General features: G+C 68.0%; 13 protein-coding genes. 10 read left to right on the top strand and 3 right to left on the bottom strand.

The window, feature by feature from the left end:
• The first annotated feature begins 278 nt into the window (after positions 1 to 278).
• From ACZ6SA_RS31680 to ACZ6SA_RS31660, 5 genes are read left to right on the top strand one after another with little or no spacing between them, the layout of a single operon-like run.
• Positions 279 to 812: a MauE/DoxX family redox-associated membrane protein gene (locus ACZ6SA_RS31680; protein ID WP_347643619.1), complete on the top strand. Its 534-nt coding sequence runs from the start codon at positions 279 to 281 to the stop codon at positions 810 to 812.
• Between the two features lie 48 nt (positions 813 to 860).
• Positions 861 to 1406: a TlpA family protein disulfide reductase gene (locus ACZ6SA_RS31675; RefSeq protein WP_347643618.1), complete on the top strand. Its 546-nt coding sequence runs from the start codon at positions 861 to 863 to the stop codon at positions 1404 to 1406.
• Positions 1406 to 3265, top strand: a complete 1860-nt coding sequence (locus ACZ6SA_RS31670; RefSeq protein ID WP_347643617.1) for an ABC transporter ATP-binding protein — start codon at positions 1406 to 1408, stop codon at positions 3263 to 3265. The genes ACZ6SA_RS31675 and ACZ6SA_RS31670 overlap by 1 nt, the downstream gene beginning before the upstream one ends.
• Complete coding sequence (locus ACZ6SA_RS31665; protein WP_465832300.1) at positions 3262 to 3711, top strand: S26 family signal peptidase; 450 nt, start codon at positions 3262 to 3264, stop codon at positions 3709 to 3711. The genes ACZ6SA_RS31670 and ACZ6SA_RS31665 overlap by 4 nt, the downstream gene beginning before the upstream one ends.
• A 46-nt stretch (positions 3712 to 3757) precedes the next feature.
• Complete coding sequence (locus ACZ6SA_RS31660) at positions 3758 to 4540, top strand: spermidine synthase (protein WP_465832298.1); 783 nt, start codon at positions 3758 to 3760, stop codon at positions 4538 to 4540.
• Positions 4541 to 4649: 109 nt separating this feature from the next.
• On the opposite strand, the gene ACZ6SA_RS31655 is transcribed toward ACZ6SA_RS31660, so the two are convergent.
• A complete protein-coding gene (locus tag ACZ6SA_RS31655) occupies positions 4650 to 5957 on the bottom strand; it encodes a cytochrome P450 (protein ID WP_347643614.1) in 1308 nt (435 codons plus the stop codon).
• A 690-nt stretch (positions 5958 to 6647) separates the two neighbouring features.
• Here ACZ6SA_RS31655 and ACZ6SA_RS31650 point away from each other — a divergent pair.
• The gene (locus ACZ6SA_RS31650) at positions 6648 to 8186 is read left to right on the top strand and encodes a carboxylesterase/lipase family protein (protein WP_465832556.1); all 1539 of its coding nucleotides are present in this window, start codon (positions 6648 to 6650) and stop codon (positions 8184 to 8186) included.
• A 46-nt stretch (positions 8187 to 8232) separates the two neighbouring features.
• On the opposite strand, the gene ACZ6SA_RS31645 is transcribed toward ACZ6SA_RS31650, so the two are convergent.
• Together ACZ6SA_RS31645 and ACZ6SA_RS31640 are read right to left on the bottom strand one after the other, a co-directional pair.
• Positions 8233 to 8889 carry a response regulator gene (locus ACZ6SA_RS31645; protein WP_465832295.1) on the bottom strand — a complete coding sequence of 219 codons (657 nt, stop codon included), beginning with the start codon at positions 8887 to 8889 and terminating at the stop codon, positions 8233 to 8235.
• Complete coding sequence (locus ACZ6SA_RS31640; RefSeq protein WP_465832293.1) at positions 8886 to 10022, bottom strand: sensor histidine kinase; 1137 nt, start codon at positions 10020 to 10022, stop codon at positions 8886 to 8888. The genes ACZ6SA_RS31645 and ACZ6SA_RS31640 overlap by 4 nt, the downstream gene beginning before the upstream one ends.
• Positions 10023 to 10173: 151 nt before the next feature.
• Here ACZ6SA_RS31640 and ACZ6SA_RS31635 point away from each other — a divergent pair, with 151 nt between their 5' ends.
• From ACZ6SA_RS31635 to ACZ6SA_RS31620, 4 genes are all read left to right on the top strand, one after another.
• Positions 10174 to 10617 (top strand): hypothetical protein, encoded by a 444-nt coding sequence (locus tag ACZ6SA_RS31635; protein WP_347643610.1) that lies wholly within the window; start codon positions 10174 to 10176, stop codon positions 10615 to 10617.
• A 264-nt stretch (positions 10618 to 10881) separates the two neighbouring features.
• Positions 10882 to 13272, top strand: coding sequence for an ATP-binding protein (locus ACZ6SA_RS31630; RefSeq protein ID WP_465832290.1), 2391 nt, complete (start codon positions 10882 to 10884; stop codon positions 13270 to 13272).
• 106 nt (positions 13273 to 13378) lie between these two features.
• The gene (locus ACZ6SA_RS31625; RefSeq protein ID WP_465832288.1) at positions 13379 to 14359 is read left to right on the top strand and encodes an NAD-dependent epimerase/dehydratase family protein; all 981 of its coding nucleotides are present in this window, start codon (positions 13379 to 13381) and stop codon (positions 14357 to 14359) included.
• A gap of 296 nt (positions 14360 to 14655) precedes the next feature.
• Complete coding sequence (locus ACZ6SA_RS31620) at positions 14656 to 15591, top strand: hypothetical protein (protein ID WP_465832286.1); 936 nt, start codon at positions 14656 to 14658, stop codon at positions 15589 to 15591.
• The last annotated feature ends 20 nt before the right edge of the window (positions 15592 to 15611 follow it).

Genomic DNA, 15611 nt, shown 5'->3' with positions numbered 1-15611 from the left:
TCTCGCCCCCAAGGAAACCGCCGGCGCAGGAGGATGCGAATACTGGAGAGGGTGCGTGTCCGCCTCCGGCTGTGGTCCGATCCACACACAGATATTGACGGTCTACACCAACTGCCACACCGAGAGGGGAGCCTGCTGCTGATCGCAGGCACCCGACCCTGACCATTCCGTTCGGTCCCGCGGCCCGCCGCCGAGCCGGGCATGAATGCGCCGCGTCTCGGGGCCGTGCGGAATTCAACCGAAGAAACAGCCGGAGGGAGTGAATCAACGTCAACGGATTGATCGCCTATATTGGTTTCGGCTGTCGGCTGCTGCTGGCGGTGGTGTTCCTTGTCGCGGTGGCGGGCAAGCTGTTTCGGCGGCGAAATCTTACTGAATTCCGGTCGTCGCTGGCGGCCTTCGGCGTGCGGCCGCGCTGGAGGCCGGCGGTCACGGCGGGAGTGGCCGGGGGCGAACTCGCCGCGGCGGCCCTGCTGCCGGTCGAGGTCACCGCTCTGGCGGGTCTGGCCATCGGCGCGGCGCTGCTGATCGCCTTCACGTCGGCGATCGCCGTGGCCCTGCGGCGCGGCACGCCGGCCGATTGCCGCTGCTTCGGCGGTTCGGCGCGGCCACTGGGCCTACGGCACCTCGTACGCAACGCCATCCTCCTGTCGATCGCGGCCTGCGGAACGGCGGGAACCGTGCTGGCCACGAATCCGGGGGCCGCGGGATGGGACGCGGTTGCCCTGCTGCTCTCCGGATCCGTGGCCCTCTTTCTGGCGGCGATGCTCATCGCCTACGACGACCTCGTGTCCTTGGTGCTCGCTCGTTGACGCCCTGCCCGCCGACCCTCGAAAACCTGACCGATCAGGAGTGTGTTGATGAATGCCGTACTGACCGCCGCGGTCGCCATCGTCGGTGCGCTGTGCGGGCTCAACCTGTTACTGATGCTCGCCGTGCTCCGCCGCCTGCGCGATGACCAGCAGAGGAGCCATGACCCTCTCGCGGAGCGCGGATTGGTGCCCGAAACAGGAACCCGCGTGACCGATTTCACCGCGACGACGATCGACGGGGACGAGGTCTCAACGCACGGCCTGGACGGCCCGCTGCTGACCGGGTTCTTCTCCTCGGGATGCCCGTCCTGCCGGGACGAGCTTCCCGCCTTCGTCAGATTCGCTGGCGCCCTGCCCGGCGGACGCGAACGCAGCCTGGTGGTGCTCGCCGGGTCGGCCGAAGAAGGCGCGGACATCATCGACGCCGTACGCGAGGTGTCCCGGGTGGTGGTCGAGCCGCTGCGCGGTCCGGTGGAGAGCGCCTTCGGTGTACGGGTCTGGCCCAGCTTCGTGGTGCTCGCCCCGGACGGCACGGTCTCGGAGAGCGTCTCCGGCGTCGACAGGCTGATGCCTGCCCAGGCCGTCATGCGCTGATGGGAAGAGGTGACTACGCGGCCGGCGGCGACACCCGCTGGCCGGAGAGATGCCTCGCCGCCCTGGCCGTGGCGTGGCGTGTCAGGGCGGCGTTGCTGGTGGCCCAGATGGTCATGGTGTTCGTCATGGGCGCCGCGCCGGTGGGTGTCGCGTGGGTGACCAAGCAGGTGCTGGACGAGCTGCTGCTGCGGCAGCGCTCCATCGGCTGGCTGGTGGGGCAGGGCTCGCTGCTGGCCGGCCTGGGACTGCTCGCCGCGGCGCTGCCGCACTTGTTCGCGTACACGCAGGCCGAGATGGGGCGGGCCGTCCGCCTCCACAACCAGGACCGGCTGTACGGAGCTTTGTCGCGTTTCTCCGGGCTGGCCAGGTTCGACGATCCGGCCTTCTACGACCGTATCCGGCTGGCCCAGCAGTCCGGGGATCAGGCGCCGCAGCTCGTCCTCGACGCGTTGCTGGCAGGAGTGCGCAGCCTCGTCACCATGACGGGCTTCGTCGTCTCGCTGCTGGCGGTGAGCCCTGTCATGGCGGGGGTGGTCCTGCTGTCGGCCATCCCGGTCGTGGTCGCCGAGCTGAGCCTGAGCAGGAGGCGGAGCGAGCTGTTGTGGACCACCAGCCCGAACGTGCGCAGGCAGGTGTTCTACGCCCAGCTCATGATCGACCGTACCGCCGCCAAGGAGATCCGCCTGTTCGGCCTGGGCGGCTTCGTCCGGTCGCGCATGCTGAAGGAGCTGCGTCAGGTCAACGACGCCGAGCGGGCACTCGACCGGCGTACGTTCCACACCCAGTTCTGGCTGGCCGCGCTCACCGCCACGGTCGCGGGCGGCGGCCTGGTCTGGGGCGTTCTGCTGGCGCGCGCGGGCCGGCTCACCCCCGGTGACGTCGTCATCTTCACCGCCGCGGTCGCCGGGGTGCAGGCAGGGTTGTCCGGGCTGATCGCCCAGGTGGCGAGAGGACATCAGGCGCTGCTCCAGTTCGGCCACTACCTCGACATCCTGAGCACCGAGCCTGACCTGATGACGCCGGCCGGCCCGGTGCCGGCGCCACCGTTGCGGAACGCGATCGAGCTGAAGGACGTCTGGTTCCGTTACGACGAGGACAAACCGTGGGTGTTACGCGGGCTCGACCTGCGGGTCCCCGCCGGCGCGCTGCTCGCCTTGGTCGGAACGAACGGCGCCGGCAAGAGCACGCTGGTCAAGCTCCTGTGCCGCCTGTACGATCCCACGCGCGGTCAGATCCTGTGGGACGGCATCGACATCCGGCTCTTCTCCGTCGCCAGCCTGCGAGAGCGCATCGGCACCGTGTTCCAGGACCACATGAACTACGACTTCACCGCCGCGGACAACATCGGCATCGGCGACCTCCCGGCGCGCGACGACCGCGACCGGATTCGCGCCGCCGCTGTCTCCGCCGAGGTTCATGACACGATCGCCGGCCTGACGCGTGGATACGACACGCTGTTGAGCCGGATGTTCTTCATGAGCGCCGAACCCGACGACGACAGCACCGGCCTGACGTTGTCCGGCGGCCAGTGGCAGCGGATCGCCCTGGCCCGTGGCCTGATGCGGGGCCGCAGAGACCTGCTCATCCTCGACGAGCCCAGCTCGGGCCTGGACGCCGAAGCCGAGCACACGATCCATCAGCGGCTGGTCGAGCATCGCCGCGGAAGGACCAGCGTGATCATCTCCCACCGGCTGAACGGCGTGCGCATGGCCGACCATATCGCCGTACTCGACGGCGGCCAGGTGACCGAGCAGGGCACCCACGACCGGTTGATGGCCCGGGACGGCACCTATGCCAGGCTCTTCCGGATGCAGGCCTCGGGATACAGCACCGAGCCGGACGCGCGGCCGCTCTCATGATGGTCTGGGCGATCGTCCTGCTCACCACGGGCGTGACCGTGGCCACCCTGCTACGACGGCGCATCGTGGTCGTCACGGTGACCGGGATCAGCATGACACCGACGATCCAGCCGGGAAACCGGCTCCTGGTGCGCCGGTGCGGCATCGCCGGGCTGAAGATCGGGGACATCGTGGTCCTGGAGCCGCCCCAGCCGTACATCCCCGACGAGGTCACACAGCTCGTCCCCATGCGACCGCAACCGCGATGGAACGTCAAACGGGTCGCGGCCCTCCCCGGCGACCCGATCCCCGCGCAGGCTCAGGCCGCGACGGGAGCCGCCCGGATCGTCCCGGCAGGTTCGCTGATCGTCCTCGGCGACAACGACGAGGGCCGCGACTCCCGCCAGGTCGGCCTCTACCCCGCCGACCGCATCCTCGGAGTCGCCCTCAGAACACTGGCGGTGTGAAATGTCCCTTCACGGTGGCGCGGTAGCGGCGCAGACCGATTTCGGCATGGTCGATCTCGTTCCGGACCAGGGCCGCCCCGGAGCCTGGATGTTGCTGCTGGACCATTTTCCGCAGTCTTTTGTGGATCTCGCCGACCCCCGCCACCTGAAATTCAGGTATGTGCGGTGGCTCGCGTCGATCGCCGACATCGTCGCGGAACCCGGCGCTCCGATCAGGGCACTGCACCTGGGCGGCGGTGCTCTCACCCTCCCCAGGTACGTCGCCGCCACCCGGCCGGGCTCGGCCCAACTGGTCGTCGACCGGGACGCGGCGCTGATGGCGCTGGTCCAGCGGGTGTTGCCGCTGCCGGCCGCGGGCGGGCTGCACGTCCACATCGCGGACGCCCGCGACGCGATACGGACGCTACCCGCGCGATCTCACGACCTTGTCGTCACGGACGTGGTGAACCGGACCGGGGTGCCCGCACGGCTGGCGAGTGTCGAGTTCGCCACCGAAGCCGCACGGGTACTGGACCGGAGCGGACAGTACGCGTTGAACGTCATGGATTCTGCACCTTTCGCCTTCACCCGAGGCGTGGCTGCGACGTTCTGTGCGGTCTTCGGCGACGTGGGCCTGTTCTGCGAACCGGAAGTGCTGCGCGGCGACCAGATCGGCAACCTCATACTCGTGGGTACGAACGACCGCCTGCCGACGCGGCCCCCGGCCACGCGTACGACGCGTACACCCTCTCCGGTGCGGCTGCTGAGCGGGGAGGAGTTGAGCCGCTTCATCGGAGACGCCCAGCCCATGCCCGACACGGCCGCGGTCGATTCGCCGTCCATCACCTGATCGCTTGAGGCCGACGCGGTTCGAATCCCACCTTCCTACGGGAAGCCGCAGGTTCGCCTCGTGGTCAGCGGGAGCTGAGGGCGCGGATCGCTTCATATGCGGTCCGGCCTCAGCCTCTCGGCGTGAAACGCGCCCTCAACCCGTCGGGCACCAGGAGTGCCTTCGGATTCGGCAACTTCTCGGTGACGTTCACCGCCTCGATGTCGTACGTGTCGGCCAGCCAGGCGATCGCGAGGGTCAACTGCACCAGGCCGAGCTGGTTACCGAAGCAGATGCGCGGACCGGCGCCGAACGGGAAGTACGCCCGCCCGGCGTAGGGGCGATCCCGGTCGAGCCAGCGTTCCGGCCGGAACTCGTGCGGCTCGTCCCACCAGCGCGGATCGCGGTGCACGTGGAAGGCGCTGAACATCACCTGCTCACCGCGCCGGAGCCGGAAACCGGCCAGCTCGGTGTCCCGTTGCACCCAGCGCCCCATCAGCCAGGTCGGCGGGAACACGCGGAGCAACTCGCTGAGGAACGCCGCCGTGTAGGGAAGATCCGTGACCGCGACGGGCTCGCCGTGCCTGGCCGCCCGGACCATCGGGCCCTCGGCGCGAATCCTGTCCAGGTGCGCGGGCTGCAGCGCGAACTGCCGGATCGCCCAGGCGAGCGTGGCACCGGGCACGCCGTGCGAGGCACGCAGGACGACGTCGATCAGCCGTACGACGGAGGTCCTGTCGAGGTCTGCCTCCCCGCCGGTCAGCAGCACGTCGAGGAGATCCCTCGCCTCCACTCCGGCGGGTACCGCCGGCCGGTCGGCCACGTGCCGTTCGAGGAGTGCCATCGCGCGCCGGCTGGTTCTCTTGATCCGCAGGACGCTGGGCAGCGGCAGCCAGCGCGGCAGGCTCAGCGAGCTGTCCATGAGCCGTACGGCCATGGTCGCGCCGGCGGCGACGGCGTCGGCGATCTCCGTGACGTCGTCGCCGTGGCCGCCCAGACAGTAGTCGGCGACGGCGAGACCGGAGAACTCCCGCATCAGCGGAAAGATTTCGACAGCCTGATCGCTGGAGCGACGGACCAGCCTGTCGAGCTGTTCGAGGAAACGCGCGCCGTGGGCCGCGGCGGCCGATTTGTTGGCGCCCCGCCACCCCTTCCTGCGGGCGAGCATGTTGGACCCAGCCTGCGCCTCCCATGGATCCCGGTCACCGGAGAACAAGGAGCCCTCGGTGCGGAAGTCGGTATTGGTACGGGTGAAGAGGTCGTGGATGACCTCCGGATCCGAGACCACCACGGTCGCCCGGCTGAACCGGAACACGTCACCGAACTCACGCCGGCAACGGGTGATGAAGCCGAGGCGGTCACGCTCGTACTCATAGGTGGCATCCAGCAGTTGACGCCCAGAAGGGCCCGGTATCTGGCCAGAAACGGTTGCGGTCATTCGGTGCGGCTTTCCGGTTTCTCCGTGAGGGTGGGCGGCTGAGAGAGCAGCCGCCCACCCGGACGAGGGTTTAGTGGAACCACCAGTAGCGGCCGCCCATCTTCCCCTTGCTCAGCCCAATCACGGTCGCGGTCCGGTAAGCGATTTTCCGCATCATGATGCTTCCTTCCACATACAATCCGAATATTGCCGTGTTCCAACCGTGCACGATCAGCGATGACCAGGGCCAGGGCGCTGGCTGGACATTGACCGGACACATGGATCAGGTCGTCGAACCGGACCGCGAGCAAGCCGGCCACCAGTCCCCCGGCCGCTCGGCCCGCCACCACCGCTTCGGGCGCGGGCAAGCGGTCGCCCGCCGGCCCGCCCAGGCTCATTGAGGCAATGGGTTTCGCTTGTCACCACAAATCTTTCGTGAGCCACAGAGCTCCGGCAAGGACAGCGGCGGGACATATTCTGGGCATTCCCGCAGTGGCAGCGCGAGCGGGGTGAATGTCAACGCGCGCGCTTTGTCCCATGACGGCTCCCGCGAAGAGCCGGCCGTCAGCACCCGTACGAAGCCGATCACGATCCGCTGTCGCCGCGTGAGGCCGGTAATGGAGCAGCGCCCTACTACGCGGCGACGCGTAGCCGCCGGATACGGCTGTGGAGGGAAGACACGGGCGGCGTGTCACGATGAGGGTGAGGGGCATGTTGAGAACCCTTTTCCTCAAGACGGCGACGATCGCGTCAATCCTGATGGCCGGCCTGACCGCACCAGCCCATGCCGATGCCGCGGTGGTGCGGACCACCGACGGCCCGGTGCGCGGGAAGGTCACCGACGGCTCCCGCCTGTTCCAGGGGATCCCCTACGCCGCACCACCGGTGGGTGCGTTGCGCTGGCGTGCCCCCGCCGCGGTGACCCCGTGGACCGCGGTTCGAGAGGCCACCAAACCGGGCTCGGCGTGCCCTTGGCGAGAGTCACCCGACGAACCACCGCAGGGCAGTGAGGACTGCCTGTATCTCAATGTGGCGACGCCGGCCGCGGCGTCGTCCCGGCGCCTGCCGGTGATGGTGTTCGTCCATGGCGGCGGTTTCACCAGCGGCAGCGGCGGAACGTACGACGCGAGGCGCATGGTCGAGCGCGGTCAGGTCATCGTCGTGACCCTGGACTATCGGCTCGGCGCGCTGGGCTTCCTCGCCCATCCGGGGCTGCGCGAGCCGTACGGCGGCAACTTCGGCATCGCCGACCAGCAGGCGGCGCTCCGCTGGGTGCGCGCCAACATCGACCGGTTCGGCGGCGATCCGCGGAACGTGACCCTGTGGGGTCAGTCGGCAGGTGCCGTCAGCGCCTGCGCCCAGTTGGCCGCTACCGGCGCGAAGGGCCTCTTCCACAAGGCGATCGTTCAGAGTGGCCCGTGCGGGAACGCACTGCTCGCCAGGAAGGTGGCCGAGCGCCGGGGCCTGGACACGGCGCGCCGGCTGGGCTGCGCGGATCCGCGTACCGCCGCCGCCTGTCTGCGCGCCAAGCCGCTGGACGATCTGGTCGGCCTGTACGAGGACCAGGTCGCTTCGATCGAACCCCGGCGCACTGCGATGCCGTGGGGGCCGGTGGCGGACACTCCGGCCATCCCGGTCCAGCCGGTGAAGGCGCTGCGGGCTTCATCGATCCCCATGATCCACGGCGGAACTCGCGACGAGATGACCGTCGTGGTGGCCCGCCGCCACGCCAAGATCACCGTAGCGGAGTATCGGCGAACGGTGAAGGAGCTGTTCGGAGCCCGGCAAGGCCAGCGAGTGCTGCGGCAGTATCCGGCGGATCGGTATGCCAGCCCGGCGTGGGCGCTGGCGACCCTGCTCGGCGACCACGGGGGCAAGATCGGCGCCTGCTCCCAGTTGCCCGCCAACGACGCGGCGGCCCGAAAGGCCCAGGTCTTCGGTTACGAGTTCGCCGAGCCGGTGAAGGGGGCGGTCATCAACGGCATGCCCATCGGCGTATCGCACAACGCGGACGTCCCCTATCTGCTCGACAGCCTCGATCCGGACCGCCCGTCCGCGCCGCCGTCGCCCCTGCGCGACAGGATGGTCGACTACTGGACGAGCTTCGCCAAGTCCGGCACGCCGGGATCTGACTGGCCTGTGTACAAGCCTGCGACGGTACTGTCCATCGACGCCCAGGGCGTCAAGCCGGTCGACGTGTCCGCGGCGCATCACTGCGACTTCTGGAAGCGGCTCCCCGGCGGCTCCTGACCCGCGGCGATCCGCTCCGATCCCTCGCCTGGGCCCGCCGGTGTACCTACATCGGCGGGCCCAGGTCGGACTGTATGGCGAACACCACGAGTTGCGCCCGGTCGCGGGCCTTCAGCTTGAGCATCGCCCGGCTGACGTGGGTTCGGACGGTTTCGGTGCTGAGCACCAGCTCGCTCGCGATCTCGTCGTTCGACAGGCCGGCGGCCACCCAGGCCACCACCTCGCGTTCGCGCGCCGTGAGATCCTTGACGTCCGGGTGCGCGATCATGACGGGGGCACGGCGGGTGAACTGGGAGATCACGCTGCGGGTGACCCCTGGCGACAGCAGCGACTCCCCCCGTGCCACCACACGTACCGCGCGTAGTAACTCCTCAGGGTCGGCATCTTTGAGGATGAATCCGCTGGCACCATCCCGCAGAGCCGCGAAAACATACTCATCCAGCCCAAACGTGGTCAGCATGACCACTCGGACCGACGCCAGCGCCTGATCGTCGGTGATCTCCCGCAGCGTCGCGAGGCCGTCCATCTCCGGCATCCTGATGTCCATCAGGACCACGTCCGGCGCCGTGTCGCGGACCACGGCCAGCCCGGCACGACCGTCGGCGGCCTCGCCGACCAATTCCGTGTCGGGCTCGGAGCGCAACAGCGTCCGCACCCCGACGCGGATCAGAGCTTGATCGTCCACGACCACGACGCGGATCATGTCGCCTCCACCGGCATCTGGGCCCGGACGGCGAATCCCCCGCCGGGACGAGGACCTACTTCGAGTTTTCCGCCGAGCGTCTCGGCCTGCGCCCGCATGCCCCGAATGCCAAGACCTTCGTCCGGCGCCGACAGCGTGCCGGCACCTGTGTCGGTGACCTCGACCAGGAGTTGGGACCCGTCGCGGCACACCAGGACACGGGTGTTCGCCGCACCGGCGTGGCGCAGCACATTCGTCAGCGCCTCCCGCACGATCCGGAACGCCGCCGCGTCCACCGGCCCGGCCAGGCCGAGGTTCGGCTGGACTTCCACGGTCACCTCGATCCCGGCCGCCCGCACCCGGTCTGCCAACGCGGCCAGGTCGTCCAGACCAGGTGCCGGCGCGTGCGGCGCGAACCCGTCGCCGCGTAGCCGTTCCAGCTCCACCCGCAGGTTGTCCAGAGCCTCACGACTCGTGGCGCGTACGGCCCGCATGGCGTGGCGTGCCTCGGCCGGATCGCGATCGAACACGTGCAACGCCACCCCGGCCTGCATCGCGATGGCCGCCAGTCCGTGACCGATGGTGTCATGGAGATCCTGCGCCATCCGCAACCGTTCCTCGGAGGCCACCCGCCGCGCGTGCTCGTTACGCAGCCCGTCCGCGGCCTCCCGCCGCACTCGTACGCTGATCCCGGCCGCCAGCGTGACCAGGGCGACCGCGGCCCAGATGAACACGTCAGTGGCCAAAGTCGACGACTCGCCGGCCATGGGAGCGGCCTTGGCGAACAGCGCCACCACCTGCACGCCGAGGTCCGCCGACACGGCAGAGGTCGCCTGGCCGATCGGCCAGGCGACTGCCACGCTGAAGACCGCGACGGGGAGCGTCAGCAGGATCGGGCCGAACGGGTATCCCGCCGCCAGATACGCCGCCACCGCGGCACCGTTGACCGCCAGTGCCACACCCGGCCGGCGCCGTAGGGCCAGCGCGAGTGCCGCCGTCACCACCAAGGCGTAGGCGAGCGGGTCCAGCGGACGGGCCGCCTCCGGCTGAAACGTGGCCGCCGGCCCCGTGCCTATCAGGCCGACCGCCAGAAACGGCAGGCACGGCCACGCTTCGACCGACCAGCCCTGCGCCCGTTTCCAGACATCCCTCACGTTACCGACCATAACGCCGCCTGAACGCCGCACGCCGTACGCAACCTTGCGTATACGCGAAAGCCGCAGCCACGGGGATGCCCTGGCCGAGGCTTCCGGCCCATAGTGAACTCTTCAGCTCTCACGAAAGCTCTCACGAAAGGACGAGGCCATGAACGTCAGGCTTTCGGGAGTCCGGCTGGCCACCGTAGGCGGGTTGATCACCGGCGCGGCCGGAATGGTCATCCAGGGGGTTTCGGGGGTCCCGATGCCGATCGTCCCGCCGGGTCTGGTTCTCCTGGTCGGAGCAGCCCTGCTGATCGCCTTCACCAGGTGGCGCTGGACGCCGGCGCTCGGCGCACTGGTAGGGCTCGCCGAGGCCGCGGCCATCGGCATCGGTCAACTGGACACCCTGGCCGACCCGTCCGCACTGGGGATCTTCCTCGGCACCTGGATCAGAACCCTCGGCGTCGTGCTGGCCATCACCGCCGGTGTGGCGGCCACCGTGATCGCGTATCGCGGTGCGAGGGGCAGGCGTTCCGCAGACGACCTCGGCAACGGAGTTTCGCACATCGCGGATGGCGGCGGTCAGTCGGCGACTTCCCGCGGCCGTTAGAGGATCGCGGTCTCCCGCCCCTCCGAAAGCCGGCTGAGACAAGACGGGGCCGGCCCGGATTTGCGGCCACCGACCATCGGCCCGACCGGGTCGACCGACATTCTTCCTCATCAGCAGCCATTCGGATTTCGGGAGCAATTCGACGGACGATGGGTTGACCGCGGTCCGGTTCGGACAGGTGGATTGCAGCGCATGACGCAGACCGGAATCACCCGATGACTTACTCATACGCATGTGGGTGGATGTGCTCATTGGAGATGTTTGATGTTCGCAAGAGAACGAGACACAGCCGATACCGGTCCGGTTGACAAAGAACAGACCCTGGGGGGCCTGCTGCGAACGTGGCGGGAACGGGCACTGCTGACTCAGGAGCAACTGGCTCGCCGCACCGGGCTCAACACGCGTACTGTCCGCCGGCTGGAACTCGACGAGGTTCATCGCCCGCGCACCGCGTCACTGTACGCGCTGGCCAGGTCGCTGGGACTGAAGGACGCCGAAAAGGAAGAGCTGATCGCCGCGGCCCGCACCGCTTCGGTTCGAGTGCTGAACCTCCCCAGGCTGGGAAATTCCGCGGCCGGCGGCCGCGGGGTGACCGCCGATGACGACTTGCGACCGCGTCTGATGACCACGCCGCAGCAACTGCCACCCAACGCCGCACACTTCGTCGGGCGGCGTATGGAGCTCGCCGTCTTGGACGGCCTCTTCAAGGAACCAGAATCGGCCGTGGAGCCGAATCTCCGGGTTCTGGTGATCGTCGGTGGCGCTGGAATCGGCAAGACGACGCTGGCGCTTCAGTGGTGCTCGTCGGTCGCGGACGAATTTCCGGACGGGCAACTGTACGTCAACCTCAGAGGCTTTGGAACGCTCGCTCCCATCGAGCCGGTGAGCGCCTTGGCCATGCTACTCCGCAGCATGGGTGTAGCCCCTGACGAAATCCCTGACGACCCGGTCGACGCGTCCGCGTTGTTCCGGACCCGTACCGCGAACAAACGCCTGCTGCTCCTGCTGGACAACGCGCTGGACAGTGAGCACGTCCGCCCGCTGCTGCCCGCCCCTGGCTGTACTGTCGTCGTCACCAGTCGCGACCAGCTACGCAGTCTGGCGGCACGCGACGCCACCGCCCGTATCAGCGTTCCCCCGCTCGAACTGCGGGACTCTGTCGAACTGCTGAGCCGGGTCTCGGGCCGGTCCACGGTCCCGTTCGACGACCCGACCGTTCGCGAGCTCACGGATCTGTGTGACAACTCACCTCTCGCGCTGCGGATCATCGGTGAACGCCTCGCACGGCGGCCCGATATCCGCCTGTCCGACGTCGTCGACGAAATCACCCATGAGCGGCTCGAAGTCTTCTACAGCGGCGACGACGCCCCGTCGGACATGCGTACGGTTCTTTCATGGTCCTATCAGCACCTCGACAGGGACGCCGCGTGGATGTTGCGCGCGCTGGGCGCGCTTTACCCCGGGAGTGACTTCAGCCTGGCGGCGGCCGGCGCTCTTTCCGGGTTTTCCCCCGGGCAGGCGCGCAGGCATCTGGACCGGTTGGTCTCCACGCACCTTGTGCAGCAGCAGAGCCATGACCGCTACAACCTGCATGATCTGGTGCGCGCGTACGCAGCCGAGGAGAGCCGCCGGCAGGACGCCACCTCGGTCCGCACCGACGCCGTCTCACGGCTTCTGACGTGGTTCATCCACGGCATGTACGCCGCCGACGTCATTTTCACGCCCGGCCGCATGCGGGAGCCTCTGGGCGAGCTGAGTGAGCTGAGCGAAACAATGGCGCCCTTCGCCTTTTCCGATGAGTCTGCGGCCCGGCACTGGTACGAACTGGAACACCAGACGCTGATAGCGTTGCCCGCCTGGGCGTATGACAATGGCGAGTCTCTTGCCGCCTGTCAGATCGCCTACCTGCAAGAGGTATACCTTTTTCATTACAGCTACTATCACGAACTGCTCAGCGGCCACAAGATAGCGGTAAAAGCGGCACAGAAGATCGGCGACCTCCGGCTGGAGGGGCATCTGCTCAGCGCGATGGGTAACACGTGCTCTGAGCTCCTTCGCCTCGACGAGGCGGCCCGATACTTCTACCAGGCGCTGGCGGCGGTCCGAGAATGCGAAGACCGCCGCGGCGAGGCCAAGGTTCTCGGGAACATCGCCATGAACGCCATCGACGTCCAGGACTATGAGACGGCGCGAAAGCGATGTGAGCAGGCGATAGCCGTGGCCGTCGACTCAGGATACGAGCGGGGCCACGCCCACACTCTGGACACGCTCGGCGAGGCGCATTTGGGCCTTGGTGACATCGCCTCGGCCATCGAGTGCTGGCATCAAGCGCTCGTCATCAATCGTCGAAGCGGTGCCCTCTTCGTTCAAGCGACGAACATCTCCAACCTGGGGCGTGCCTACTCTGCCCTAGGGGACCACGAATACGCGATCAAACACCATCTGGAAGCGATCTCCGTATGCCGGGCGATCGAGAGCCCGCGAGGACAGGCCATGGCCATGTTCAACCTGGGTCATGCCTACCGTTCTCAGGGGAGCCTGGCGGAGGCCGAGGCCGCCTGGCAGGAGTCGCTGGCCATTTTCTCCAAAATTCGAGATGCCAAGGCCGATGAGGTCTGGCGCGAGCTCCAGACGATCCGCGAGGACGCTCAATGACACATTCTGATTCCGCGCGGTTCCGCGCGCTGCTGGGCGTCGGTTCGCGGACAGGCGTTGGCAGAGCCCTCGCCGGAGGTCCTCAGATGATGCCGGAGTCGGTCGCATGAGAGTCCTCATCTTCGGCGGTACCGGATTCACCGGCAGACGGATCACCCGGCGGCTGGCCGAGCGCGGCGACGAGGTCCTGGTCGTTCATCGAGGAACGACCATGGCAGAGGACCTGCCGGGGGTGTCTCACCTGCTCACCGACCGTCAGGCGCTGGCCGGTCACGCCGCCCGCGTCCGCCGGTTCGCCCCTGAGGCAGTGGTCGACGCCTTCGCGTTGACGGGCGCTGATGTGGACGCGGTTCTGCCGGTCCTGCCGGACGTCCCCGCGGTGGTGCTGTCCAGCGTCGATGTCTATCAGGCGTTCACAGGACTGAACACCGGCCGCGAGCTCGCCGCCATGCCCCTCGACGAAGAGTCCGAGCTGCGCCGTGACCGTTACCCCTACCGTGGCGCCGGCCTGCCGGGTGTGCCGGATGACTACGAGAAACTCGACGTCGAGGAGCGGTGGCTGCCCCGTGGCGCCGTGGTGCTGCGGTTGCCGATGATCTATGGCGCGCACGACTGGCAACGCCGCGAGGACCCCATTCTCCGCAGGGTCCGCGCCGGCCGTCAGCGCATCCCCGTCGGCGCGGCCAACCTGCTCTGGACCCGGTTGCACGTCGACGACCTGGCCTCGGCCGTCCTCGCCGCGCTGGACACCCGGGCCGCCGACGGACAGGCCCTCACGATCGGCGAGTCACGCACCCTGACTCTGGGAGGCTGGTTCCGGCAGATCCTGGATGCCGCCGGCTCGTCCGCGGAGCTGGTGCGCGTCCCTGACGCCGCTCTTCCGCCCCCGCTGGCGCTGGCCGGCGCACCGCTCCAGCACATCCTCGTGTCCTCCCACCGAGCCGCCTCACTGCTCGGCTGGTCAGCCGGTGACCCCGCCGAGCGGGTCTCCCAGTCCGTACGCTGGCACCTGGATCACCCCTCCCCATCACCATGGACGGAGGAGGAGGCGGCAGCCGACGATGCCGCACTGGCCGCGGGCGGCTGAAAACACATATGGGCCGGCGCCCAATCTCGCATGACGGCTTCACTTTGACTTCATCGGCATTTCCAGACTTCGATGACAACGATTATGCCTGAGCCCGGGGGTGCCGGTGTGGTGTATTTGCGTTCATGAGATTTCGACAAGCCTCCGCGCTCTTGGTAGTGCCGGCCTTATGCGTCTCCCTCGTGCCCGCGACGGCGCCTTCTGTCCATGCGATGGACGGCGCCTGCATGCCACCACCGGCCAGCAGTCCCGACTATTACCAGTTCGTTCAGACATACCGCAGCGAGTGTTCTTCCGTGCGCAACTGGAACCGTACGTTCCCCGACGTCTCGGTGTCGGCGTTGGTCGATGACCGCAACAACCTCGCGGTGACGAGTTCCACCTCGCTGGCCGGGGCGATCGCCTCGGTCAAGGTGGGCGGAAAGGAATTCGTCGCCAGCGGCGGGCACGGGGCCGCGCTCCAATACGCCTTCCACGCCTGGCAGAAGACCGGGAGGGCCACCGAATGCTACAACCCCACACAGGCAGGGGCGCGCATCGACGACGTGGGCCAGCGCGAACCGTATCACGGACCCAGCACAAGTGCCCTGTACGTCATGGCCAAGGCCGGCTCATCGATTCGCACTGAATCGCGACCGGCGATGTACTTGACCCGGGCCGATCGCCAGCCCGGCTATGACGGCTGCCTGGCCGCCAATGTCCAGCCCAACACCAGTCCATTCACCTTGGGGTTGTCGCCGTACTGGCTGCGCACCCAGGTCCAGCTCGCTCCCGACAACAAGGTCGCGGCGCTGAAGAATGTGGTCCGGCTGTCTGCTGACTTGACCTCCGAAGACTCTTTGCACGAACAATTCGACGGGGTGCTGATAGCTTATCTTCAGCGGGATTTCGTGCGCGTCTACTCGTACGAGCCGACTGGCGATGTCCTCACCCCTGGCCCGGCCGCCGAATACGTCACAAAAGACCCCGTATTACGCTGCACCGCCGACCATCTGTACTGCCTCGGCATGTATGTCAGGCCGGCCGTACTGGGCACATCCGCCTACTACTACACGATGACCCGACCCCCGTCGCCGTACAACGGCATGGCGGGCGAGTACACCATGCAGGTGACCTCCCCTGCCGTTGACGTCGCGAAAGGCGACGTCTTGACCTACGAGACTTTCCTCGTCGTGGGAAACCGTGACCGGGTCGCATCGACGATCCGGCAACTGCATCAAGCGCTCACGTGAGTCGCCGATGACCACCCACG

The sequence above is a fragment of the Nonomuraea sp. NPDC049378 genome (assembly GCF_055586745.1).
This window is presented reverse-complemented; position numbering and strand designations above follow the sequence as displayed.